Source organism: Runella sp. R5_40 (assembly GCF_057652295.1).
This window is the reverse complement of the sequence record NZ_JBYFCH010000010.1, coordinates 24,869-48,503: the sequence shown is the minus strand read 5'-3', so window position 1 is coordinate 48,503 and position 23,635 is coordinate 24,869. Positions and strand designations below refer to the sequence as shown.

20 protein-coding genes and 3 tRNA genes are annotated in these 23,635 nt (G+C 38.2%); 13 read left to right on the top strand and 10 right to left on the bottom strand.

Annotated features, from left to right (window positions below; translation table 11 throughout):
• Positions 1 to 18: 18 nt before the first annotated feature.
• Complete coding sequence (locus AC23N5_RS17915; protein WP_487756644.1) at positions 19 to 1,092, bottom strand: phosphotransferase family protein; 1,074 nt, start codon at positions 1,090 to 1,092, stop codon at positions 19 to 21.
• A 96-nt stretch (positions 1,093 to 1,188) separates the two neighbouring features.
• Positions 1,189 to 1,833 (bottom strand): uracil phosphoribosyltransferase, encoded by a 645-nt coding sequence (upp, locus tag AC23N5_RS17910; RefSeq protein WP_183971724.1) that lies wholly within the window; start codon positions 1,831 to 1,833, stop codon positions 1,189 to 1,191.
• A gap of 136 nt (positions 1,834 to 1,969) precedes the next feature.
• Between upp and AC23N5_RS17905 the strand changes: the two genes are divergently transcribed.
• Positions 1,970 to 2,767: a polysaccharide deacetylase family protein gene (locus tag AC23N5_RS17905; protein WP_487756643.1), complete on the top strand. Its 798-nt coding sequence runs from the start codon at positions 1,970 to 1,972 to the stop codon at positions 2,765 to 2,767.
• A gap of 80 nt (positions 2,768 to 2,847) precedes the next feature.
• On the opposite strand, the gene AC23N5_RS17900 is transcribed toward AC23N5_RS17905, so the two are convergent.
• Both AC23N5_RS17900 and AC23N5_RS17895 read right to left on the bottom strand, forming a co-directional pair.
• Positions 2,848 to 2,919 (bottom strand) — tRNA-Glu (locus tag AC23N5_RS17900).
• A gap of 167 nt (positions 2,920 to 3,086) precedes the next feature.
• Positions 3,087 to 3,158 (bottom strand) — tRNA-Glu (locus AC23N5_RS17895).
• A 149-nt stretch (positions 3,159 to 3,307) separates the two neighbouring features.
• Here AC23N5_RS17895 and AC23N5_RS17890 point away from each other — a divergent pair.
• Both AC23N5_RS17890 and AC23N5_RS17885 read left to right on the top strand, forming a co-directional pair.
• Entirely contained in the window at positions 3,308 to 3,664 is a 357-nt protein-coding gene (locus tag AC23N5_RS17890; RefSeq protein ID WP_310586967.1) for a winged helix-turn-helix domain-containing protein, read from the top strand.
• Positions 3,665 to 3,741: 77 nt separating this feature from the next.
• Positions 3,742 to 3,815, top strand: a tRNA-Pro gene (locus AC23N5_RS17885).
• A gap of 277 nt (positions 3,816 to 4,092) precedes the next feature.
• Here AC23N5_RS17885 and AC23N5_RS17880 read toward each other — a convergent pair.
• Both AC23N5_RS17880 and AC23N5_RS17875 read right to left on the bottom strand, forming a co-directional pair.
• Positions 4,093 to 4,293: a hypothetical protein gene (locus AC23N5_RS17880; protein WP_487756642.1), complete on the bottom strand. Its 201-nt coding sequence runs from the start codon at positions 4,291 to 4,293 to the stop codon at positions 4,093 to 4,095.
• On the bottom strand, positions 4,290 to 4,799 hold the full coding sequence (locus AC23N5_RS17875; RefSeq protein WP_183971727.1) for a hypothetical protein: 510 nt from the start codon (positions 4,797 to 4,799) through the stop codon (positions 4,290 to 4,292). Before AC23N5_RS17875 ends, AC23N5_RS17880 begins: the two co-directional genes overlap by 4 nt.
• Before the next feature lie 133 nt (positions 4,800 to 4,932).
• Between AC23N5_RS17875 and AC23N5_RS17870 the strand changes: the two genes are divergently transcribed.
• The 4 genes from AC23N5_RS17870 to AC23N5_RS17855 all read left to right on the top strand — a co-directional run bounded on the left by AC23N5_RS17870 (position 4,933) and on the right by AC23N5_RS17855 (position 7,863).
• Entirely contained in the window at positions 4,933 to 5,976 is a 1,044-nt protein-coding gene (locus tag AC23N5_RS17870; protein ID WP_487756641.1) for a hypothetical protein, read from the top strand.
• A 110-nt stretch (positions 5,977 to 6,086) separates the two neighbouring features.
• A complete protein-coding gene (locus AC23N5_RS17865; protein ID WP_487756640.1) occupies positions 6,087 to 6,980 on the top strand; it encodes a hypothetical protein in 894 nt (297 codons plus the stop codon).
• 146 nt (positions 6,981 to 7,126) lie between these two features.
• Entirely contained in the window at positions 7,127 to 7,456 is a 330-nt protein-coding gene (locus AC23N5_RS17860) for a helix-turn-helix domain-containing protein (protein WP_183971731.1), read from the top strand.
• A 218-nt stretch (positions 7,457 to 7,674) separates the two neighbouring features.
• Complete coding sequence (locus AC23N5_RS17855) at positions 7,675 to 7,863, top strand: hypothetical protein (RefSeq protein WP_487756639.1); 189 nt, start codon at positions 7,675 to 7,677, stop codon at positions 7,861 to 7,863.
• A 134-nt stretch (positions 7,864 to 7,997) separates the two neighbouring features.
• Here AC23N5_RS17855 and AC23N5_RS17850 read toward each other — a convergent pair whose 3' ends face one another.
• The 4 genes from AC23N5_RS17850 to AC23N5_RS17835 all read right to left on the bottom strand — a co-directional run bounded on the left by AC23N5_RS17850 (position 7,998) and on the right by AC23N5_RS17835 (position 11,969).
• Entirely contained in the window at positions 7,998 to 8,267 is a 270-nt protein-coding gene (locus AC23N5_RS17850; RefSeq protein WP_487756638.1) for a hypothetical protein, read from the bottom strand.
• 38 nt (positions 8,268 to 8,305) lie between these two features.
• A complete protein-coding gene (locus tag AC23N5_RS17845; RefSeq protein ID WP_487756637.1) occupies positions 8,306 to 9,049 on the bottom strand; it encodes a LytR/AlgR family response regulator transcription factor in 744 nt (247 codons plus the stop codon).
• Positions 9,050 to 9,055: 6 nt separating this feature from the next.
• On the bottom strand, positions 9,056 to 10,846 hold the full coding sequence (locus tag AC23N5_RS17840; RefSeq protein WP_487756636.1) for a sensor histidine kinase: 1,791 nt from the start codon (positions 10,844 to 10,846) through the stop codon (positions 9,056 to 9,058).
• A 301-nt stretch (positions 10,847 to 11,147) separates the two neighbouring features.
• Positions 11,148 to 11,969 (bottom strand): hypothetical protein, encoded by an 822-nt coding sequence (locus tag AC23N5_RS17835; protein WP_487756635.1) that lies wholly within the window; start codon positions 11,967 to 11,969, stop codon positions 11,148 to 11,150.
• Positions 11,970 to 12,370: 401 nt separating this feature from the next.
• On the opposite strand from AC23N5_RS17835, the gene AC23N5_RS17830 reads away from it, so the two are divergent.
• The 6 genes from AC23N5_RS17830 to AC23N5_RS17805 all read left to right on the top strand — a co-directional run bounded on the left by AC23N5_RS17830 (position 12,371) and on the right by AC23N5_RS17805 (position 23,634).
• Complete coding sequence (locus AC23N5_RS17830) at positions 12,371 to 12,724, top strand: hypothetical protein (protein ID WP_487756634.1); 354 nt, start codon at positions 12,371 to 12,373, stop codon at positions 12,722 to 12,724.
• A 39-nt stretch (positions 12,725 to 12,763) separates the two neighbouring features.
• The gene (locus tag AC23N5_RS17825) at positions 12,764 to 13,027 is read left to right on the top strand and encodes a hypothetical protein (protein WP_487756633.1); all 264 of its coding nucleotides are present in this window, start codon (positions 12,764 to 12,766) and stop codon (positions 13,025 to 13,027) included.
• A gap of 276 nt (positions 13,028 to 13,303) precedes the next feature.
• Complete coding sequence (locus AC23N5_RS17820) at positions 13,304 to 15,658, top strand: VWD domain-containing protein (RefSeq protein WP_487756632.1); 2,355 nt, start codon at positions 13,304 to 13,306, stop codon at positions 15,656 to 15,658.
• A 1,086-nt stretch (positions 15,659 to 16,744) separates the two neighbouring features.
• Complete coding sequence (locus AC23N5_RS17815) at positions 16,745 to 18,073, top strand: hypothetical protein (protein ID WP_487756631.1); 1,329 nt, start codon at positions 16,745 to 16,747, stop codon at positions 18,071 to 18,073.
• 457 nt (positions 18,074 to 18,530) lie between these two features.
• The gene (locus AC23N5_RS17810; protein WP_487756630.1) at positions 18,531 to 20,033 is read left to right on the top strand and encodes a hypothetical protein; all 1,503 of its coding nucleotides are present in this window, start codon (positions 18,531 to 18,533) and stop codon (positions 20,031 to 20,033) included.
• Positions 20,034 to 20,061: 28 nt separating this feature from the next.
• Positions 20,062 to 23,634: a hypothetical protein gene (locus tag AC23N5_RS17805; protein WP_487756629.1), complete on the top strand. Its 3,573-nt coding sequence runs from the start codon at positions 20,062 to 20,064 to the stop codon at positions 23,632 to 23,634.
• Position 23,635: the final 1 nt, after the last annotated feature.

Genomic DNA, 23,635 nt, shown 5'->3' with positions numbered 1-23,635 from the left:
CTAGACGCAAAAAACGACTTAGATTTTATCTTTTTCAATGGCTTTTGAGGCGGAATTGGTCAAGGCATGAACGCCCATCAATAAGGCTCCAAAGCGTTCGTCTTTGCTAAATCCTTTTTTCCAGCGGGCATAAATCTGCTGAATGACAACGGTATTTTTGAACAAGCCAAACACGTAGTAATACAAAATATTCGATAAATCGCGGCCACTTTTTTCGGCGTATCGGTCGGCAAATTCTTGACGCGTTAGGTTTCCAGGTAGCCACGTTAGGTTAAAACTTTTCTCAAAGGGGCCATCGGTGGCTTGTGCCCAGTAAGAAAGCGATGTCCCTACGTCCATGAGTGGGTCGCCGACGGTGGTCATTTCCCAGTCTAACACCGCCAAAATTTCGTTTAAATTCTGGGCATTTAGCACGACGTTATCGTACTTATAATCGTTGTGAATAAGGGTAGGGGCATTTTCAGCGGGGAGGTTTTCTACCAACCACTGATACACTTGCTCAAAAGCAGGCACCTCGTCGGTTTGGGCGTTTTGATACCGACGATACCAGCCTTCTACTTGGCGCTGTACGTATCCTTCAGGTTTTCCAAGTTGAATCAAGCCCGTTTGCTGAATGTCTAAGCCGTGTAAAACCACCAAATTGTCCACCAATGCCTCCGAAAGTTGCCGCATGGTTGTTTCGCTCAACCCTAGTTTGGGGGCAGAATGCGCCCTTAAAATCACACCTTGAACGCGCTCCATGACGTAAAATGGGCAATCGAGGACACTTTCATCGTCACAAAAAACAATACGCGTAGGGATTTTGGTGTACCCTGCCGCGTGCAGCATTGATAACACCCGAAACTCCCGCCCCATGTCATGTCCTCCTTTGATATTTTTAGCCCCAAACGGTGGGCGTCGCAGCACGAATTCTTTCCCTGTATCGGTTTTTAGGAAATAGGTCAAGTTGGAATATCCTCCAGGAAACTGACTTACTTCCGTAACCGTCCCGATTGCGGGTACTTGCGCCTCAAAATAGGCATTGAGGTGGGATAAGTCAAGCTGCTCGCCTTCCCGTACTGAGGTTGGAGTATCGTTTTTGATGCTGGACATTAGGTAGCTGATTGTTGGAATAAATGCTAATTTTTAGGATGAGCTTTATAAGCAAACTTGCCCTTTGCTTATTTGCCCCTTGCTCATTTGTTTTTTTTAAACTTTCGCGCCAAAGGACAAGTCGCCAGCATCACCCAAACCTGGCACGATGTAATAATGAGGGTCAAGTTTTTCGTCGATAGCACCAATCCAAAGACGACATTCTGGCATACGGCTTTGCAGGTATTTTACCCCTTCGGGACTGGCAATGACGGCGGCAATGTGCGTTTGGGCGGGAATCCCAAACCGTAGGAGCGCATGATATACCTTTTCAATCGACCGACCTGTGGCCAGCATGGGGTCCATCAGAATGAGCGTACGGTCTTGTAAATCAGGGGCGGTAATGTAGTCCATTTCTACTTGAAAGTCTTCTTCGCCAATGTGGTGGCCTCGGTAGGCGCCAATGAACGCATTGTCGGCTTGATCAAAAATATTGAGAAAGCCTTGGTGGAAAGGCAGACTTGCCCGCAAAATAGTGGCCAAAACGGGCGCTTGTCGCAACAGCCTAGTTTGAGCGATACCGAGGGGCGTAGTCACTTGAGCTTGACGGTATGGCAACGATTTAGAGATTTCATACGCCAAAAGTTCCCCCATTCGCTCAAGATTGCGTCTAAACTTCATGCGGTCTTGTTGAACGTCAACGTCACGAAGTTCGGCTAAAAAATGGTTGGCTACGGAGGGTTGTTGGGTCAAAACAAACATGAGTAAGTAGGTGGTTTGGTTTTAGGGCACTACATTTGCCGCAACGATAATACAAAGACATTCATAGAAAACCAAGTACCCGTTGTAACAAAAAACAATGGAGTTTTGGGGATAGTAAAAGTTGAAAATTTTGGGGATGAAAAAACTTATTTTTTTTCTTCTGGCAGGGGTGTTTGTCTTGTTGCTGGGCTGCAATCAGGCACCAAAACAGTCACATGCCGCAGGATTTGCGTTGACATTTGACGACCGTTACGTAGAAGAATGGACGCGACTTCGGCCATTGCTAAAAAAATACGGTGCTAAGGCGACGTTTTACGTGACTCAGTTTGACAGTTTGAGCCCCAACGACGTTCGTCTATTGCACGAATTAGAGAGCGACGGACACGAGATTGGAGCGCACGGCGCAGCCCATATCCGAGTATTGGATTGGATTAGAGGGGGAGGAGCTTTGGATGATTTTTACAAATTTGAAATAGAAGGCGAATTAAATGTTATGCGCAAAGCAGGTTTTCGGCCCGTTACGTTTGCGCACGTGGGGGGGCAACAAACGTGGTGGACTGATCGACGACTACTTCGTGATTATTTTAAACTCTTACGCGATGTTTCGATGACCGAGCGACATTTGCCTTTTATCACGATTCGACAGCCAATTTTTGCCATCGACGATATTTATTATCAGTTTGATGGCTCACAAAAGGTTCACGCGTTGCTGATTGATCAATATACCCACCTGACTCGTTCACAATTGAAAGATGGCCTGATTCGAGCTAAAAACACCCATTCTGTGCTCATGTTGTTGGGGCATCGCCCACTGTTTACGCCTTCGGAAGAACCCTACGCTTTTTCGGTACAATTGTTAGAAGAGTTTTTGCAAGACGCCCAGCGCATGGGTCTTAAATCCTACACGATGCTTGAATTGGTCACGGCCAAATAGCGGGTGCGTTTGGGAAGGCTCGAAAACAAAAACGCCCCAAAACTTGTGGTTTTGAGGCGTTACGTTTCGCGCTGCGATTGTGACCCGTAGGGGAATCGAACCCCTGTTTCAACCGTGAAAGGGTCGTGTCCTAACCGCTAGACGAACGGGCCGACTGGTCTCATTGTTCGCTGCGTTTGTGAAACGTGGTGCAAAGGTACGATTATATTTCACACAAAAAACATTTGCACCAAAAATATTTTTATTTTTTTGAAAGTACTCGAAAACAAAAACGCCCCAAAACTTGCGTTTTGAGGCGTTACGTTTCGCGCTGCGATTGTGACCCGTAGGGGAATCGAACCCCTGTTTCAACCGTGAAAGGGTCGTGTCCTAACCGCTAGACGAACGGGCCGACTGGTCTCATTGTTCGCTGCGTTTGTGAAACGTGGTGCAAAGGTACGCCGATTTTTGACACTGTCAACAGTTAGATTATTATTTTTTTGGAAATAATTTTTTAATCACTGACAATCAGTAGATTTGGGTCAAGAAAAAAAGTAGAACGTGAAGCATCTTTTGAAGGAAATCCCATTTAGGGTATCAGGAAGTCTTTGGATAGAAAGTGATGAGCAGCGATTTTTAGGGCCAGGTAGGGTAGAGTTGTTGGAGCGCATTGCCGAGACGGGTTCTATCAACCAAGCTGCCAAGCAAATGGGGATGTCGTATAAAAAAGCGTGGGAGATGGTCAATTCTTTAAATGCGCAAGCCCAAAAACCATTGGTAGTTACCCAAACAGGCGGAGAGAAGGGCGGCGGGACGACTGTGACGGAGGAAGCGTGGGTGTTAATCGCAGCTTATCGCCAAATTCGGGAGCGGTTTCAGCGTTTTTTAGAGGAAGAAAGTCAATTTTTAAGGGAATAATTTCAGTAAGAGTTGACACTTATCAAAAAATAAAATACTTTTGCTGCCGCTTTTAGCGAAAGCTAACGGTAAAGTTTCGGGATATGGCGCAGTCCGGTAGCGTACTTGTCTGGGGGGCAAGGGGTCGTGGGTTCAAATCCCGCTATCCCGACAACTGAAAATCAAGCACTTACGATCAAAAAACGTAAGTGCTTTTTTTATTGGTTTAAATATAGTTTAAACATTTTTCTTCTGGTTTAAACTGATGCCTGGGTAATAAATAACCAAAATCAACCAACTGCTTCATTTTAATTGGCCAACGCATCTAGGGAAAGTTGACTATTGTCTGAGAAAATTTGGGACTGGGCTAGGTAAAATTGTTAATTGGGACAAATTAGGCAAATACCTATGCAAAAAAGCACGGACATTACGCTGTCCGTGCTTTTTTGTTAATCTAGTAGCCAATCTGCCTTCTTTTTTTGCCACCAATACACTACTCCTACTAATCCGAACAGTGTTAAGAAAATAAAAAACCAAGTTGACCAATTGGAGTCTGAAGGCTTCGAAGGAGTCGATGCTTGAAAAGGCTTGGCGCTCAGCAAAAAACTATATTCTTGCTGAATCTGCGGAAATGAAGTTTGAGGAATCATTGTCTTTGAGGAATAAAGCTGTTAATTAAAATTGTAAAAATGTCCATTACCTGCTCAATGCGCAGTGTTTTTAACGCACCCTCAGGAGTACGATAATTAAAAATTTGCCCTGCATAGCTTTCAAAAAGTTGAAGCATAATTGGGTCTTCTTCGTAAAAACTCAGTTGAGTTTTGTGCATGTCCAAGTCAGTTTCCAATGAAAACACCTCCTTCTCAAGCAATTGAATGTTTTCATTGGCATTTTTTAACTGGCTACTGTCTTCAACCTCCTGAGTATGTCGCAATGAGATGAGGGTTTCGACATACTCACTAAGTGTTAGACCACATTGATGCGCCTCCTGAGCAAGTTCAATTTTGGTTAAAGGTTCACACTTAAAACCTACTGTCACTTTGTTTCGAGCGTTTTCAAGTCCTTCCAACTGTAAAGCTCTACCTTGATTTTGATGAAATATCATTTTATTTTTATTTAGATTTGCTTCAAAACTAATTAACCCCAATCGCTCCACTGTGGATTAAGCAGGGTTAATACGAGTTGTTAGGTGTTAATTGAAATTAACCTCGTTTTTTATCACATAACCCTCCTCAACAACGTCATCTCCACTAAACCATTTTTTAGGGTTTTCTCATAGCCTAATTTGTATGTCACGTAATTTATCGCCCCTTCTTATCATTGATCAAGCTAATCCAGAGCACTTTGTCAGTACCTACTCTGAATCATTTGCAGACTTTAACATTTGGGAACGTAAACATATTCAAGAGTGGATACGAAAAGAACCACGCATACTAGGAGAAGAATTATTTATAGTAACTATTGAATTTGATAGGTTTAAAGAGTCATCAGACCGACTAGATGTCTTGGCACTGGATAAAAAAGGAAATTTGGTAGTTGTCGAACTAAAGAGAGACGAATTTGCGGGCTATGCCGACCTCCAAGCCCTCCGATATGCAGCAATGGTATCTTCAATGACTCTTGAAAACCTAATCCATTATGTAGTGGACTATCGGCGAAAGTATTATCAAGAATATGACTATAATTCTGATCGAGCTCTTGAAGAATTAAAAGAATTTGTGGAAAAGGACGACTTTAGTGAACTTTCTAACCGACCACGTATTATTCTGTGCTCTGAAAACTTTTCTTCAGAACTTACAACGACAGTTTTATGGCTTAACAAATGTAGCTTAGACATTACCTGCGTTAGAATTAGGCCCCACCGAGTTGGTGATAAAATTGTAGTCGTACCTAGCGTTATTATTCCCGTCCCCGAAGCCAAACAGTACCAAATCGAGGTGCAACGCAAAGAGGAAGCCAAACAAGATAGTTCGGCCCGTACCAAACGGCCTACTACCATAAAAATTTTGCTTGACAGCGGTAAGCTGAAAGCCAACGACCGTTTGATAATGGCAGGCTACTTACCTGATTATGTAAAAGCAAAGTACAATGAACTTGACTCCTATTTTCAAGCAGAAATTACAGGCAAGCAGGGAAAGGCAAATGCAGTCAAGTGGCTACACGACGGGAATGAGTACTCTATATCAAATCTAACTCAAATTATACTCACAGCCCTACATCCTGAAAATCAAAGTCCAACTGCAACCGCAGGAGGAAGCTATTGGAAACTATTGGGAACGTTTCAAACCCTCTACGAATGGGCAGACGAAGTATGGAACGAACAAAATCAATAATTCAGTCGATTAACTTACTACGACATTCTTTTATAATTCAACGAATACATTGCTCCTAGAAGCGTATCAAATAACTATTAATCAAAAAACTAAATCTAATTTGCTCAAAAATGAAACCCAACAAACCTAACACATATTACCAGCCAAACGAAATAGATTCAGGATTCATTAACAGTCAACTATCATATTTTAAAAATGAATACCCACAAGACGTTTTAACTCTTTTTAAAGGCTCCCTAATGACGCTCTTAATTCAAAAGGAAATTGTAACAATTGCTTTTTCAGAGGAAAATGCTTCGATAATTGAACAATTAGATAAAGAAAATACTGCTGATTTAGCAGCTATGGCATTTTTTAGATATTGGTATGAGGGAGGAAAATTAGATCGGAAACCGTACATAACTCATTTTAGTGAATCTTGTGTAGTAAACAAAGACGAGGAAATCTTCGGGTTTGACAGTTTCGATCTCTATTTCGCTCTTCGGCTTAATCTTACGGACTTAATGCAGCTGTTTTCATTTTTAGATTTTCAACTTGATAGAAATTTTGGGGGAGATTTTACACAATTCAAAGCGTATCTGGAACAATTAATAAGAAAATACAAACCTGTATTTTTGAAACCACTTATCATTGAATCTATCGAAAGTTGGCTAACTCAGGACAGAAAGCCCCTTCCAGATAAGACGATAACAAAAGTATCTGCTGAAAATGACTCCTTCAGTAAAAAATTAGAAATAGGATTGCCCAAATTAAAGCCTAGAGATAAAAACGATGGTATCACAAGTCTAACCATAAACCAAACAGCTTTACTATTCAGCTTACTTCGAGAGCATAAGGTAATTTTTAAAGACGAAAGTTATCAGTCGAAAGAAAATATCTATAAAGCAATACAAGTACTCACTGGTTACAATAGGCAAAATATAAAAACTGCAATGCTCGATGACAAATTTTCTGAATCAGACAAAGAGGTAGTCCAAAATTTAATCAATAAATTAACTTTTTGATTTTCAAGAATTTACACACAAAAAAAGGGCTACAAATTTAAAAAGTAGCCCTACAAATCGACAAATAACCCCAAAAAACCCTAAAAACTTTGTGACGTTCGATTGGGAAAATGCCATTTAACTTAACCCCCTAATTGAACGTTATAATGATAGCTCACTTTGTTTTATTAACAGCTCAAGAACTCACAGAACTGATTGTAAAGTCAGTCAGAGAAGCGCTTGTGGAACAACAACTTCCTACAACGTCGCCCTCCAAACCTCTCACTATTGATGAGGCAGCCGCTTATCTGAGGCTCCCAAAAGCCACCCTCTACCAAATGACCTCCGCTCGTGAAATTCCCCACCAAAAACTGGGAAAACGACTGGTTTTCTTAAAAGAAGAACTGGATGATTGGATTGCTTCCAAACGACAAAAAACTCGCTCCGAAATCGAACGTGATGACATTTGCCACTCCTCTAAACAGCGACACAAATGAACCGTTCAGACTTCACATCCCCTAATGTACTCATGTTAAACCAATGCATTGAGGACTCCAAACATGTTGATTATAAACTCAACTCCTCTATTGTTTGGAAACGACAGATGCACGTTAATGAAATTATTTTTCAATGAAATTCACCTTTTAACAACACTAGAAGCGAGAAAGACTTACTGATAGATATTCTCGTTTCTAACGTTTCAAAGCACAGTCAAATGGAAACAAAAAAGCACAAACCTACCACCCGAATTGAACTAGCCAAACGATACGGTGTCAGCCTAGAAACCCTCAAAAAATGGCTATCCAAAATACCCGAACTTGATATTCAGGTGAATGCACGAGTATTAACTCCCAAACAAGTTAGTGTGATTATTGAACACCTCGGTGAACCCTTTGAGGATTGATAAATCACTCACCAAAACTTGAATTAATTCAAATTAACCCTGATTAACCCAATACACGGCCCATCAGGGTTAATTTGATTATAACAGATCAGTGTCAGTAGTGAGTTGATTATTTCAATAAAATTGAGTAAAACTTACATTAAATTGTAAGCAGTGAGGTACATCGAGCCGTTTGCATTGGCTACCATAGCATCTTTGGTATCTATGAGTGACATCCCTCCATCGGAGTCAAGCATCTCTACGTAAGATTGGGCGATTTGCTCGGCCAATTGCCGACCTGTAATCCGATCTCCCACAAAAAGAAATTTAATCAAAAAGACCAACAGAATAACTCCTACGCCCAGCCCATAGAACCGTAAAGGACTGAGGGAGTTGCGCTGACCGAAAAAAGATGTTAGTGTCATGGGTAGTTCAAGTTAGGTTTTAGTGTTGTTTAAATAGCTTACGACTTATTTTTACCATTAATCCGAGCAAAAAAAATATCTCTAAAATCATCTCCAAGGGGTATGTGAATCTCTTCTCCAATATGAGCTTCCTTATTTGATATAGGCCTGAATACTTTAATCTTATTTCTTTTATATCCTTTTATGTGCTTTATCCCTACTAAATAGCTTTTGTGAACTTGAAGCAAAGAGCCAGAAAGGCGGTCATAAAAACTACTTAATGTTTCATTTGGCATGTATGGTTTACTATCATCAATCGTGTAGATTTTTATAAAATTTCCAGCTCCTTCTACATATATAATCTCATCTTCACGAATTAAAACCTGACTTCTTTCAACATTAATACTTACCAGAGCAGGCGTAGACGAAATCGGAGGTAAAAAAACTTTATCATATACTCGCTGAACAGCTTTTCGTAATCTACGAAAGTCTGCTGGCTTGGGTACAAAATCAGATAATTCATAATCAAAACCAGGCAATGCATATTCTGGAAAGCCAGATATTGCGATCACCATGGGTCGAACCTTCATAGTCTGTATAATATCTAAAAACTGAATACCATTTAGTTCAGGCATTTCCATATCTAATAAGATAAGATCAATGCCTTGAAGTTCGTTGCTTGCCTTCTTGGGGTTAGTATATGTCTTGACAATAGTCATTAGCTCAATCTCCTTGGCTATCGTCTCAATTCTATCGATTTCATATTGCTGATCATCAATGATGATGGCACGTAGTTTTTTCATGAAGTTTTAAAGTTGGATGGTAAGAGAAACTGTGTAAAAATCGGGTTCGTCAACAATCTGCAACTTGTGAGCATTAGGATAAGATAGCTCTAATCGCCTTTTATTGATTTCATTTCCTTTTTTGCTTGATATTACTCCTTTATCATGGTTTTTTTTGTTGTGAACATAAAAAACCAAATTATCCTGTTCGACTTTTACTCTGATGATAATCGGATTATCTACATCCTCACGTACGCCATACTTGATAGCATTTTCCACGTAGCCAATTAATATTAGGGGAGGAACTTCAATTATTTCTTCGCTTCCATCGCAATCGCACTCAAATTTTATTTGCAGCTTGTTAGAAAGCCGCAACAGATTAAAGTCTATGTAGTTTTTTAGGTGTTCAAGTTCATCTTTTAAGTAAACTTGTGTATTTGTTCCATCATTTGAATCTTGGCTCGTGGCTCCTATTAAGCTGTAACGCACAATAGCAGCAAAAAGCACTACTTGATCTGACAGTTCCTTTGAGAATAGCAAACTCTTTGAACTAATAAAGCTAAGGCCATTGTAAATAAAGTGGGCATCAATTTGGCTTTTCTTCGCTTCTATCTCTAAGTTATTTGCTTCTATCTCTAAGTCTTTTTGCCTAATGACCGCCTTGATTTTTTCTTCAAACAATTCCTCTGTGCGCTTGGCATATCCTACTGTGAAACTGATGACGCACAATAAAAAGTTGTACTTAAAAAGCTGTCCATCAATACTAAATATTTTTCGGAACGTAATTATTGTATATAGTAAATCTTCGGCAAATGTTATAGCAAAAATCAACACTAATGACCAAAATAAACCTGCCAGGTATTCTTGATTTCTTAAAATCTTTAAAGACGTTTGTACATTAAGATTAAACAGTAGTAGTGACCCCAATGAAGTCATCAAGAAAATCAACACATATTGATCGGCAGATAACTTATCAGATATACCATTGACCAATATCAACTGAAAAATCAAAAAAAGGGCTGTAAAAAGTAACCAATATTCTATTTTGTTATTACGCTTTTCTTTTTTGACTTGTCTTTTTGTGCTATCCAGTGCTTGACTATCATCTTCATTAGCTGTACTATACTTTTTACTGACATACCCCCAAATACCCAATAAAAAACAGCTAAATAGTGAGAAAATACTTGATAAACCGCCAATCATCAAAAAGAGTGCAAATCTCAATCTATTAATATCACCACCTGCCCATATACTCAGGTTGCTGTAAATTTGGTTTAATGTTAGAGACTTGTTCCCTTCTTTAATTTGGCGTTTAAAATCCTCCGACATTTCTTCAGTTTGCAGCCACATTTTTAGGCCAACACTAACATCAGATTTTATAAACTTATCATCGGGCAAATAGGCCAACACTCCCCCTCTGATAGAATTAGCAAGTACCCATAATACTAAAAATTTTCCAATCATTTTGAGATAAAACCTCTTTTTGATTGTATCATAGTTCCACCTTTTATGGAGAAAATAAAATATAAGTGAAGATGTAAAAAAGACAATAATTATTAGAAATAGATATATGAGCACTAGGGGGTACTTATCAACTAAATCTTCACCAATTTGTGTACTGTTATTAAAAACTTTGGAATACTTTGAAACGTCTAAAACAGCTTTTTCAAATAAAGCAAAAGTAAAATAAAGTAAATACAATAAATAAAAACAAAAAAGAAAAAATGTAGCAATACCAATTGTAAAGCTTCGGCTCAAGATTGCGTACTTAAACGAAAAGCTGGCCTTTACATCTGTTATATTGTCCTGTCGTTTCATCGTTGTGTTTTTTCTTCAAAAGTAGGTCACTACACCGTATCAAACCCAAATACTCCATGAATCAGCGTGGAATCAGGGTGAATTACGCATTTTTAATGACGAAAGCCTTCTCTTGGGCCTGTTTTTTATGAGCTGGTTTGGAGCGAATCTGTGCAAGAGCCAACTTCATTCTTGATAAACAACGTACGATAGTTGGATTCAGAAGAGTAGCAAACGCCATTGCACATTGCTATTGCCTTAATTATAATGAGTCTTTCATGACTTTTTGTACTTCAAAAAGTCTATTAATTGTGGCTGACTTTTACTCAATTTGCTCGTAAGAGATGCTGTACTTTTTACTCAAATAACCCCAAACACCAAATAAAAAACAACTAAAAATTGAAAAAACACTTGACATTGCACCGACAATGAAAAATACTAAAAATCGAATAGATTCAACATTTCCTCTCACCCATTTCCTTGAAATGTCTGCCGCTTTATTTAAAGTCACAGACAAATTATCACCTTTCTTATTTTTAATCTGATTCTTTTGACCCTGACTGTAAACCTTCTTTATTTCATTACTTTTTATGAGTTCAAAAAATATTTTCATGTAAGAATCAGCTTGCGTTATTATTGCTTGTTCATTTGGTTTATATGCGACTACTAATCCTCTGATAGAGTTAGTGAGAATCCACAATAAAAGAAATTTACTAATCATTTCAGCATATCTTCTCTTCTTGATGGAGATATAGTTCCATTTTTTGTGAAGAAAGTAAAAGATAAACGTAGAGATAAATAAAGCTCCCCTTAATACCCCTATTAGTTCTTTATTTTCAAATTTTTTTGACCAATTTTTCATTTTTTTTTCATAGTCATTGAGTTTTTTCACAGCATCGTTGAATTCTTTGTCACTAAGATTTTTAAATCTCTCACTTCTCCTTAGTTGCTCGTTTTCTAACTCAGTATGAGGTGCTTCAGAATGATTTGACATTATAAGCTTTTCTATTTGAAAATCAATCCAATAAAAATACAGACTAAAAAATATAAGAGTAATAATGCTTATGATGAGGTTTCGGCCTGTAAAATTCTCCCTCAAAAAGACGCTTAGCTTTGAGTTGTTCATGTTGCTAAGGTGTTCCATTTTTTATTATTTGATTCAACTACGTTTGCCATAATATCACGGTGACTTTACGGCCTTTACCTGCCTAAAACCAAACCCAGCACCATTTTGTTGAGATGCCTCTCAATTGCTCTTCGGTCCGTCTTCCACTTCGGCGTGGGCTGTTCACAAAGAAAAATACAAAACACAAAATTTTAAAGGCTTGATTAAGAAAAATTTCAGGAGATTTTTCAAGTTCTTCATTGGCCTCTCGTCAGCCTCTTTTTCCACAAGGCTAATTTTTGTCTCATCAGCCTAAAAGCGGATTTCACCACCTTTTGGCGGCAATTCAAGGAGTTTTCCAGATGGATATTAGGCTCTGTTCTACTTTTGATTCGTCAATCACTAAGAAAACGAATAGAAACGCCTAAACAAAGAAAACGATGGAAACGGCAAAAAACACCACATTTACCCTCCTATCAGTACTGGGTTTCATCATCATGAGTACCTCCTGCGTCAACCCTAACTCTCCCTACGTAAGAGGTCGGCAGTTCTGCAACTGCCTGGACGAATCACTCAACAGCAACGACCCCGTAGCGGGCGGATTGGTGTACTGGCAGTGCAAAGAGTATTACAATGTCAGTATGCGCCAACTTGCTCCACAAGACACAACTACTTTTCAGAACATAGCCGATACTCGGGAAGCATTATTCTGGGTACAAGTGGTGGGCAAAGGCGTTGACAAAGTCATAGAAGCGCAAAAGACCAGCGAAGCCCCGCAAAATCCTTCATATTAACAATTTACCTCATTTCTCAACCTAAAACAATTAACAATCATGAGCCTTCATCATTTCATTCACATGGCACATCAAGCTATGGACAATATGCCTAAGCTAAAAAAGCACAAAGATCCTACCGTTGCGGCAGTATTGGGCTTTCTATTTGGGCCGTTTGGTATCGGTCTCTACTTTCGGAGCTGGTCAGACTTTGGGGTACTTTTTCTACTCCTAATCCTTTTGGGTATCATGATTCCTGGTGTAGGAGCCATAGGAGCGTGGATATTTGCGGCCATTTGGGGATACGCAAGGGCTTCTCATTAGCAGTAGAGGAGGGTATGCAGAAGCCTGCATATCCTCTAAGCCCACGCTATGCCAATGAATAATGTCAATCTTGCTTTTGGGTAGATGGTTAACCTTACAAAAGGATAGCCATCTACTGCGTATCAACAGTCCGTTTTGGGATATTCTCGTCCGCTTAAAACCGAGTTTCATCAGCTTTTGGCAGGGGTTCAAGGAGTTTTCCAATGAGACGGTCTGTTCTCATCTACTTTTGAATTGTGAAGCAATCAAATTCTCAACTTTAAAACAACAGTAATCATGAAGGCTATCAAATTAATCATTCTCTTCATTTTTGTTCTTTTTACAACGAACTCGTGTAAAGAGGGGACAAAACAAGACGTTTCTCCGAACGCCAACCAAACTCAAATTGCAATTTACACTATTGGGTTCCAAGAATTCAATAAAGATCAGGGCGTAGTAGTGCTTTCTATTATGCAAACTCCTGACAGAAAGTTAGTTGTAGAAAATTTTACATTTAGGTATAGTGAAAAAAACATTGAAAATGTCAGGAAATTGTGCGAAGGATTTAATCGGAAATTAATAGAAAAAAGCCCTCTGCTGTCAAGTTTCAAAAACATGGAGGACTACATCAAGCAAACGTTCCAATCCCCCACCACGTTTAAAAATATCACTAAATTGAAGAACGAAGACATATACAAGTTAGTAAACAAACAAAGTTTCAGTTTCGCATCTCTCAATACTCAAACTGATAGTAATGATTTTCTTCTATCATTACTGAGTTCGTTTATACCTTCCGCAATGGCACAGAGCAATGTTCAGGGTACTTTAATAACGGTTTATGGAGTACTGGTTGGGGTCATGGCGGGCTCTGTAGCTACCCTTGCAGGACTTCCTATGATTCCAGCAATTGCTTTTGGTGCAGCTGTAGCCGTAGGGTTTAACCTCGCAACAGGGCAACCAACCACAACTTATGATATTTTTCCAGGTGTTGGAAGTACTATGCAAACAGTATCAGGAATTGCATTTGGTGCAGGCGAAGTTGCAAATGCGTTCAACAAAATGTTAGAACCTATCAATCGTGCCTTAGGAGGGCCAAATTACTCCCCACCTAATCCATTACCCGAAACTTGGGAGGATTTAGTGGACGACTTTCAAAAGTGGCTTGATGATTTGTGGGATTTTTTGGACAACCCAAATAATGGAAATTTTGGATCCCCCGAAGGATTCAGTTGGGGAGACCCCCATTTGACTACTTTTGATGGTTTGGCTTATGATTTTCAGGCTTGGGGAGAATTCATCGCTGTCAAGTCCACTACTGATAATTTCGAGGTGCAAGTTCGGCAAGAAGGAGTTGGCAATGGGCGTATATCATTTAACCGAGGCTTTGCTGTTCAAACGGGGCAAGATGTAGTTTGCTGGGTAGAGAAGAAGTTGTACATTAATAACATTCTTACCAACACAAACTTTACAAGTTTACCGTTGAAAGAAGGGGCTTCGTTAAGCATTACCAAGGACAAGAGGAATAACAATATCCTCAACATTAAAAGCAAGTACGGCGATTTAGTCACTGTTCCAGTCAACAGCTTTGATTATACGGTAAAGTTGAGTGAAACACGCAAGGGGAAAATCATGGGATTACTCGGAGACTTTGACGGTAACAAAGAGAATGACCTCAAAATGAAAAATAACGAGGTAATTACGTTAGAAAGCGTCAAAACCAGCGGAATTTCTGTCAAAATACCCTTTAACAAACTCTATCCGACATTTGCTGACAATTGGCGCATAGAACAAAAGAATTCTTTGTTTTATTACGATTCCAATAAAAACACTGAGTCTTTTACCAAACGAAATTACCCCCAAGGCCCTATTGAGCTAACAGAGGAAAAACGGGCCTGGGCGACAGGCATTTGCAAAGCTACTGGTATTGATAAAGAACCCTACCTTAGCGCCTGTATCATCGACGTTGCACAAACCGATGACCCTAACATGGCATCCGCCTCCCTCTGGATGCAACAAAATCAGCTAAAGTCGAACACTCTGCAAGTCGCCACCGATTCAGATGTAAACCATTTTAAAAACGTAAAGGTGACGATTTCGGAAAGTCAGGGTAATCTCGAAGATAGCTGTTTGGTGAGTTTTTCAACGGGACAAGTTTTTCAACTTAAAGATGGCGCAAAATATGCCAACCTAATTGATGGTCTTTTTTTGAATTATTGTAGCATTAGTCTGAATACTCCACAAAATATCATTACATGTGGTTTTAGTTGTGGAGTGGGCAGGATGAACAGTGTATTGGTTGCTCAAAAGTGGACTAAGTACAGAAAAGGAACTATTGAATTTATCGGGTTTGTCTCTGATGATAAACCAAGTGACCCTAATCGGGTTGCAAGTTCAACTTGGGACACTATAATTACCTCAAATGACATTGAGAAGTCCTTTGAAAAGCATTATGGGTCTTTTAGAACAGATAGTAATAGTTCATCAACTAATGTAGTTCAAACAGCAAGTAATTGTGTGCCAAGCCTATTTATTGACAAAACTCTCCGTAGATTTTTAACGGAAGATGGCAAAAAAGGGTTGATTAAATTCAACAGTTGGGGCAAAGGAAAAAGCGGCTGGTGGATTGAATTTGATATTAAAATACAAAAGTGATTGTTTGTTACTCAAAATGAGTTTTAAAATCAAGTAGCTTTGTTGCATGGTTCTTTTTCAATTACAACATTCAATAAAAATTTAGCTTTTTTCTATAGATTTTGTATTGATAAGGTAAACATGCAACATAGCCTAAATTAATACTCATCCACTACTCAGGCATAGTAAAAATCGCTGTATTTTTAGCAAATGGCTCCATCCATCTCCATTTACCTCAAATATTGGCAAAATTGAGTGAGTGTAAACTCACTCAAGGGAATTCCCTCAGCTCTCATCTTTTTACTCGTGATTTTACTTCTAAGAATAGATAAACCTTTGCTAAAACCTAGGAGGCAACCAATGTAACGCTTGCCTAGTTGCGTACCTTAAGCAATATCTGCTATTTCAAAGTCTAATCGTACTTGCAACTATTATTAGTTTTAGCTTAAGTTGACATAAATCTGTAAAATTACATACCTAGTCTATCTGCCTCAATTGGACAGCTTTATTTTGATTAATATTATTTCTGTCATTTTAATAGTAAAATCTATCAAAAACAAATTGCACCACGCATAATTACCTAACTTTACCGATATACTTATATGGGTATAACTTTTCATTACATTGACTAATTTTTTTTCAAAATTTTGTTTACTTTTTTTCATATTTGGTGTCTTCTCCATTGAACATATCAAAAATTTATTTCAAATAGCCTTGTTATATGGCTACTTTCTCAACAAAAAAATTATTGAAAATAGTCTTTGGATACCTGAACAACCAAGATTTTAACAGTTTTTATATTTTGTGCTTTTTTAATATTTTTTTGTATTATAAAAACAAAAAATCATACACTAGAGCCATATCAACTTGACAAAGTGCTACTAAATTAAGGCATATAATATAAATACCTTTAAGATATATATATTATATACTACATAAGTTTAAATAAACTATTTTACCACTCGATAAATTTTTATAAAAAAAAACATGTAAAAATTCCATCAATATCAAAATAATACTACATTGCTAGAAATTTATTTAGACTTAACGTTTTCCTAAATTTATATACCAAACCTAAGCTTTTACTCATCAAATTAATCTGAGATTATGTTAAAAATAACCTCACAATCCATTTTATTATGGTTAGTCCTTTTCTTCTTTTCTTGTAAAAACCGTAATACGGGTGAAAGTAGTACTGAAGAAATAGCTAAATTTGAAAGCAACTCCAAAGCTATATCTAGTAATACAACAATTATTCCTAAGCTTTATCTTGAGCATAGTGGTAGTATGTTTGCTTATGACACTCCTAGATCAAATGGTCAATTTAAAAACACGTTGGTAACTATTTTAAATAACTTTAATGAGTTAAAACCTAATTCATCTTTTGTCTATATTGTTAACAATCAAGTTTATAATTACTCAAAAGATTTTAAAGGTCTAGTAGAATCAAATTCAATTTTCCAAAAGAACATTGGAGATGCTACTTTTACAGATTTCGAGGGTATTTTCAGCACTATTCTCAAAGATGTCAAGCCTAACCAAATAGCGATATTATTTTCCGACCTGATTTACTCTGGGAAAGGAATGCAAGCTCAAGCTTCTCAAAGAATCTTGGATGCGGCCCAGCAACTTAGCCGTAATGCTTTTGCCTCTAAAGCAGGGAGTGTCTCAGTCCTTATTGTAAAATTACAATCTGACTATGAGGGGCGTTATTATCCATTTAACATGCCGAAAAATGGAATTCAGTATTCTGGTTTACGCCCTTATTATGTATGTTTATTTGCTGAAAATGCAACCATGCAACGATTTTTAACTGAAGAAAAATACACAAAGACAAGAGCCTTTATTAACTTACCCAATTATCAAAACGCCCTTTTTTTTGGTAAAGGATCATTTATCGCTAACCCTTATTATACTATATCCGAAGGTGATGAGGATACCCAAGGACGATTCAGTGCAAGTAGAGACCGTGAAAATTCAATGAACGGAATTCACTCCATTGAAAAGGTGGAATCACCCAGAGATGGGTATCTGACTATCCCTGTAGTAGTTTCACTACCTGAGTGGGCCTTTGACCAAACTTATGTCTTAAATTCTACAAATTATGAGGTAGAGTCTATGAAAGACCGTTTCAAAATTCTACGTATTGAAAAATTATCGGGAAAGAGGAAAGACGGTACAACCCACAAAATAATCCTACAGGCGACCGTTTTAACATCAGGTGAACGAACAGCAGCTATACGACTAAAAAGGGTAACATTACCTTCTTGGGTCGATGCTACTCATAGTGCTGACGACAGGAACTTCACATCACCAGATTTTTCAAATCAGACTTTTGGGTTCAAAAGCATTATGCAAGGTATTGCTGATGCCTATGAGCCAAATAGTTCTGATAACAAATATGTTTTTACTCTTAAACTAACTTTAACCGATTAATACAACATGGAAGGATTTTTTGCTGATTGTTACGACTATTTTGTTGAAAAATCGTTAGTAGATGACCTCTACAATACTGTTTTGTGTACTCCCACTGCACTTACTACCCTTATTGTCCCTTTAATAGGAGTCATATTGTTCTATTACGTAATTAATACCATTCGATTCGGAAAGCTGAAACATTGGTTGCTGATGATGATAGGTAGTGGCTTACTGGTTTTTACCGTTATTTTTCTGACCTGCATAGGAATGCAGGACAAAAGAATTCTTATAAATCAAAATGAACCCCAATCGCTTACTAACCTGAGATTCAGTCAGGGTGGATCCGTATTTTTTATGTTTGCGACAGAAATGTTTTTTATTGCCTGTTTCTTCTTCTTTGTTTATTCGGTATGCCTCAAATGGTGGAGTTCACGAGTACACAAAACACCATTTTAAACCTTAACTATTAAGACTAATGAGTAAATTATTCCTATTTGCGATTGGCGGTACCGGTTCAAGAGTTGTAAAAGCCCTCACCATGCTTCTGGCGTCGGGCGTAGAGATGAAAAATGTTTCGGAAGTTATTCCCATTATTGTTGACCCTCACCGATCCAATGAAGATTTGAAGCGTACAGAAACTCTGTTAAAAACATACAAACGTATCAGGGATGGCTTACCCAATAAACCCTCAAAGGGTGATTTTTTTGGGACAGAAATCAAAACCTTAAAAAACATCATTCAGAATAATGACAGGATGTCGGACACTTATACCTTCGAATTGAAAGGGGTAAACAACGAAACTTTCGGTAATTACATAGATTACGACAGTCTTGATGGGAAAGCGGATGGGTTTTCACCTTATCCTGCGAATCTTGCCTTAGCTAATCTCTTGTTTTCAAAAGAAAATTTGGAAACTTCGATGGAGATTGGTTTTGTAGGTAATCCCAATATTGGAAGTGTTGTTTTGAATCAGTTTAAGGAATCAGAAGAATTCAAGCAATTTGCGTCTAACTTTTCGAAAGATGACCGAGTCTTTATTGTGAGTTCCATTTTTGGGGGAACAGGTGCTGCCGGATTCCCAATCATTCTCAAGAATATTCGTGGTGCTGAAGCTGGTGATCTGGACAATCCTGAATATTTGAAAAATGCAAAAATTGGAGCACTTACAGTACTTCCGTACTTTGGTTTAGAACCCAACGATGAAAAACGGGTCGATAAGGCTACTTTTTATTCAAAGACTAAGGCGGCTCTTCATTACTACACAAGAGGTGTGAACCGGGCAATCAATAAGTTCTACTACATTGGTGATGAATTAAATCAAAACTATAAATACGACCCTGGAGAAGGTGGGCAAAAGAACGATGCTCATTTTATTGAAATGGCCGGCGCTATGGCTATTGTTGATTTTGCAGCAACTGGAGACCACGAATTGGAAAATGAAGATTACCTACCCATCACCCCTATCTACAATGAGTTTGGAATAAGAAATGGTCACGAAAAGCTCGGTTTTGCTGATTTAGACCCTAAAACTTTAAAAGTCATTTGTCGTCACCTTTCTAAAATGACATTACTTAACTTATACATTGAACACCGCATTGATAAATCAGTTGGCCAAGCGTCCTGGCTGAAAGACAGTCCGATTATAGATGCCTCATTTTTAGGTGGGTCTTTTTTTAGAACTTATTTAGGAGATTTCAAAAAAGCCTATTTCGAGTGGTTGGAAGAGATGGCTCGTAATAGAAGGAGCTTTGAGCCATTTAGGCTTCAAGCAGATTTAAGTCAAGTCATCGTTGGTTTTGAACCTAAAAAAGGTTGGTTTGGAGGCAAGCCTGATTTCTCTCATCTTGATGATATTCTAAGTACGTATTGCCATCGAAAGAACTTTACCAATGCTTCCGATAAGTTTATTATGGCGTTCAGTAAAGGGGCTGACAAGTTTCTAACTGAAAAATTCCCCGAGCTTTACAACAATCTATAATTTCATCAGCATTAAATATTTTGGTTATATGTCACAGAAAACACTTACTATTTATTCTAATGGGGCTTTTAACGGTACCCATTGGGATAGTCGCGGTTCAGCATACAATAGAGATACCATAGATAAAATTGAAGATCCCGAAGGCGGCAATACAAAAGAGCCACCATCCTCTATTCCAAGCCCATTTGCACGATTTGACTTGGTACGTACTGCCTTTGCCCGCTTAGCCAAAAGTGAGCAACTCAAAGGAGAACCCAACGATGAACGGTTAGTATCAGAGGCTTTAGACGTTGGTCAATTATTTTTTAATTATGACAAGCTGAAGGACAAAATTGAAATTATCAAGTGGGACAAATCGTCTGGTTTAGATAGTTTGCTATCTTCCCCATTTAAAGGCCATAATCGTTTTGGGACAGCCTTGAAGCTGTTTTTAGAACAGGATGGGGGAACGGCCAAAATTACCGATGACGACAAACGAAGCGGGGGATATAATTTTGATTTAATGAACGAAATTTATATTCTTCGATACGCGGACTCAAGTGGCTCAGGCATTATTGGTGGAACTTCCCCTTCTACAGTTTTTTTCAGTGCACCAGGTAATTTAGGTTTTGTCAATGTGCAGTTCGGTAAAGACCGGTTATTTGACAATGACTTTTGTCCGCTTCACAAGAGAGAACTGGATTATCAAAAGTTTTGGCAAGGATTTGCGAAACAGCCAAACTTTGTTAAATATTTTCCTGAGGTAGCATCGTACTTAAAGCGAAGTTTAGAATTACTTCAAAAAGAAAATCATGCTTTTTGGAGAGAGATTATTACATTCAATGTAGATAATTACCAGAGCGAGTTTGAGGATTTAAGAACGCAGGCAGATGATTATCCCGAAGTTTTGGAAGGGTTCCGACTAAAAAAAGTCAAAAGTAATCCTGCTAAAATGAGTAATAGTGAGTTTATTCTTAACTCAGAAAAGTACCAGCGGTTGCACGCCGATAGATTACCTCCTTTGATTTTACAGGACAATTACCAAGGTAAACTTAAGTATACAACCGATTATTGGGATAAAACCCAAAAGGTGGACACGTACCATGATAAGGGCTGGAACGGCAGTAAGGAAGACTACGAAACCAAAACGGGGAATGTTAGAAAGCTGCCTGGGCAAGAGGACTATTATCCTTGGTTAACGGTCAGTGATTTCTTAGAACCCTATATTATTCGGTTAGTTTATCCAATGAACACCAATTGTTTTTTTGACGGTAATTTGACAGATCCTAACTTAAAATGGAGCTATTTGTTACCACTTAAAAAAGATTTTTTTGATTTTTTTGACGTAGAAGATTTGACTATAGGGCAAAAAGTTAGCCTACAAATAGAGAGTCGGGTGGCCGAAAGTGTGAAAGTTACATTGAAAATACCCCTTAAAATTGGCGAGCCGCCCGTTGTTTTTGAAAGAATTTATAAATCATCTGTTGGCACAATCCCATTAACTCCCGATGAACGTAAAAAAGACGGAGGAGTCGTAACAGAATACCAGTTTGGGATGAGCCTGATGCCTTTTGTCAGGGTAGAAAATGTTAATCCTATTTACCGAGTTCAGTTAATAGACCGAGATCTTGAGTATTCGACTTATAATAACAGTTATTCTTTAAAATTTGTAGATTCTGGAAACAAATTTCTGACCGTTAATTCTCCCAAGGAACGGAGCAAAAAACGACAAAATGTTGGAGATAGTGCCACTACTAAGTACTACGAAATTGACGAGAATTTTGATTATATTCAAGTAGAAGTAGCGGGTAAGCAGGGGTTGATTCTTCCCCATTTCGGTAAAGTTACGAAGCCTCAAGGAAGTGAAAAATTCACTTTTGCAGTGGACTTTGGTACGACCAATACACACATTGAATATAAAACTTCAAAAAATCCTACAGCCCGACCTTTTGAGGTAACAGATGACGATGTTCAGTTGGTAACGCTTCATGATTTGGAGAAAAGTCGACTTTATTTTGATAATTCAGGTGCAGCACCCATTGAAAAATTAGTTTCAGTAGAGATGTTGCCCAGTAAAATTGGGAAACAGGATAAAGCTTCTTTTCCAACCAGAACAGCACTACTGGAGAATAGTCCCCAATGGAACGAACGTTTGGTAAGTTTTGCGGATTTTAATCCTGCCTTATTGTATGAAAAAGAAAATTTAGACGACAAAATCTACCACATTGCGACTAATTTGAAGTGGTCAAACTACAATGCAGATAATAAGGAAGAACAACGAGTGGAAGGGTATATCCAATCGCTTCTGATTATGATTCGGAACAAAGTACTATTAAATGGAGGCAATTTAGAGGCAACGGAATTAGTCTGGTTTTATCCGTTGAGTATGGTTGAAACAAGAAGGAATCACTTTGAAGAAATGTGGAATAAGCATTATAAAAGCATAATTACCTCTTCCAATTACCCACAGCGTATCCCCGAAAGTACTGCACCTTATTATTGGTATGGATACGGTTCGAGTAAGTATGAAATTTCGTCGGCCTACTATCCTGCTGTTTGTGTAGATATCGGCGGAGGAACAAGTGACGTGGTTATCTTTGAAGACGATAAACCTATTGGATTGACTTCTTTTCGCTTTGCTGGAAATGCGGTTTTCGGTGATGCTTTTGCTCCTGAAGGTGCCGCTAACCGAAACGGATTTGTAAAAAAATACGAAAGTCAAATATTAACTATCTTAAAAGACAATGGACTTTCTTACTTGGGCAGTGTGGATGAAGAAGGGAGCTACGAAGGTGCTTACAAAGAAATTAGGAATCGCCAGCACTCAGAGGATATTGTCGCTTTCTTTTTTTCTTTAAGGGACAATAAGGACGTAAAGAAAAAGACGGACAAGTTGGATTTTGGAGAAATATTGGGCAAAGATGAATCTTTGAAAATAGTTTTTTTGATTTTCTACGCTGGTATTATTTATCACATTGCCAAGTTGATGAAGGCCAAGGATGAAAACTTAAAGATGCCTCGATACTTAGCCTTTAGCGGAAATGGTTCGAAGGTTTTGAGGATTCTAAGCAGTAAACCTACAGTCCTTTCAGATTTAGCGAAGTTAATTTTTGAAAAAGTTTATGGTGAAAGCTATCCAGAAGATGGATTAACAATTATTTTGGAGCAGGAACAACCAAAAGAGGCAACTTGTAAAGGAGGATTAAAGCGGAGTAGGGACCTTCGATTTGACACCCCTGATGACGCGAAAGAAGATGCAGCCATTGATAAGATAAAATTTGTATTATTAGGTACGGATGACAGCAGATTTGTAGTAAGAACAGATACCTACGAAAAAATTGACGAGGTAATACTTTCGCAGGTAGCTACTGAAGTGAGAAACTTTGTTGATTTGGTCTTTTCGCTGAATGAAGAATTTAACTTTAAATCAAGATTGGGAATTAACACGAGTAATCTTGATGATTACAAGAAAATTCTATTGAAAGATTTGACGCAAAATGTAAAAATAGGCTTTAACAAAAAGAAGGCTGAATCAGATAAGAAAGATCCTGTGGAGGAAACATTATTTTTCTATCCGCTTATCAAAGGGATTAATAATTTAGCTACCGAGCTTGTAAAATAGA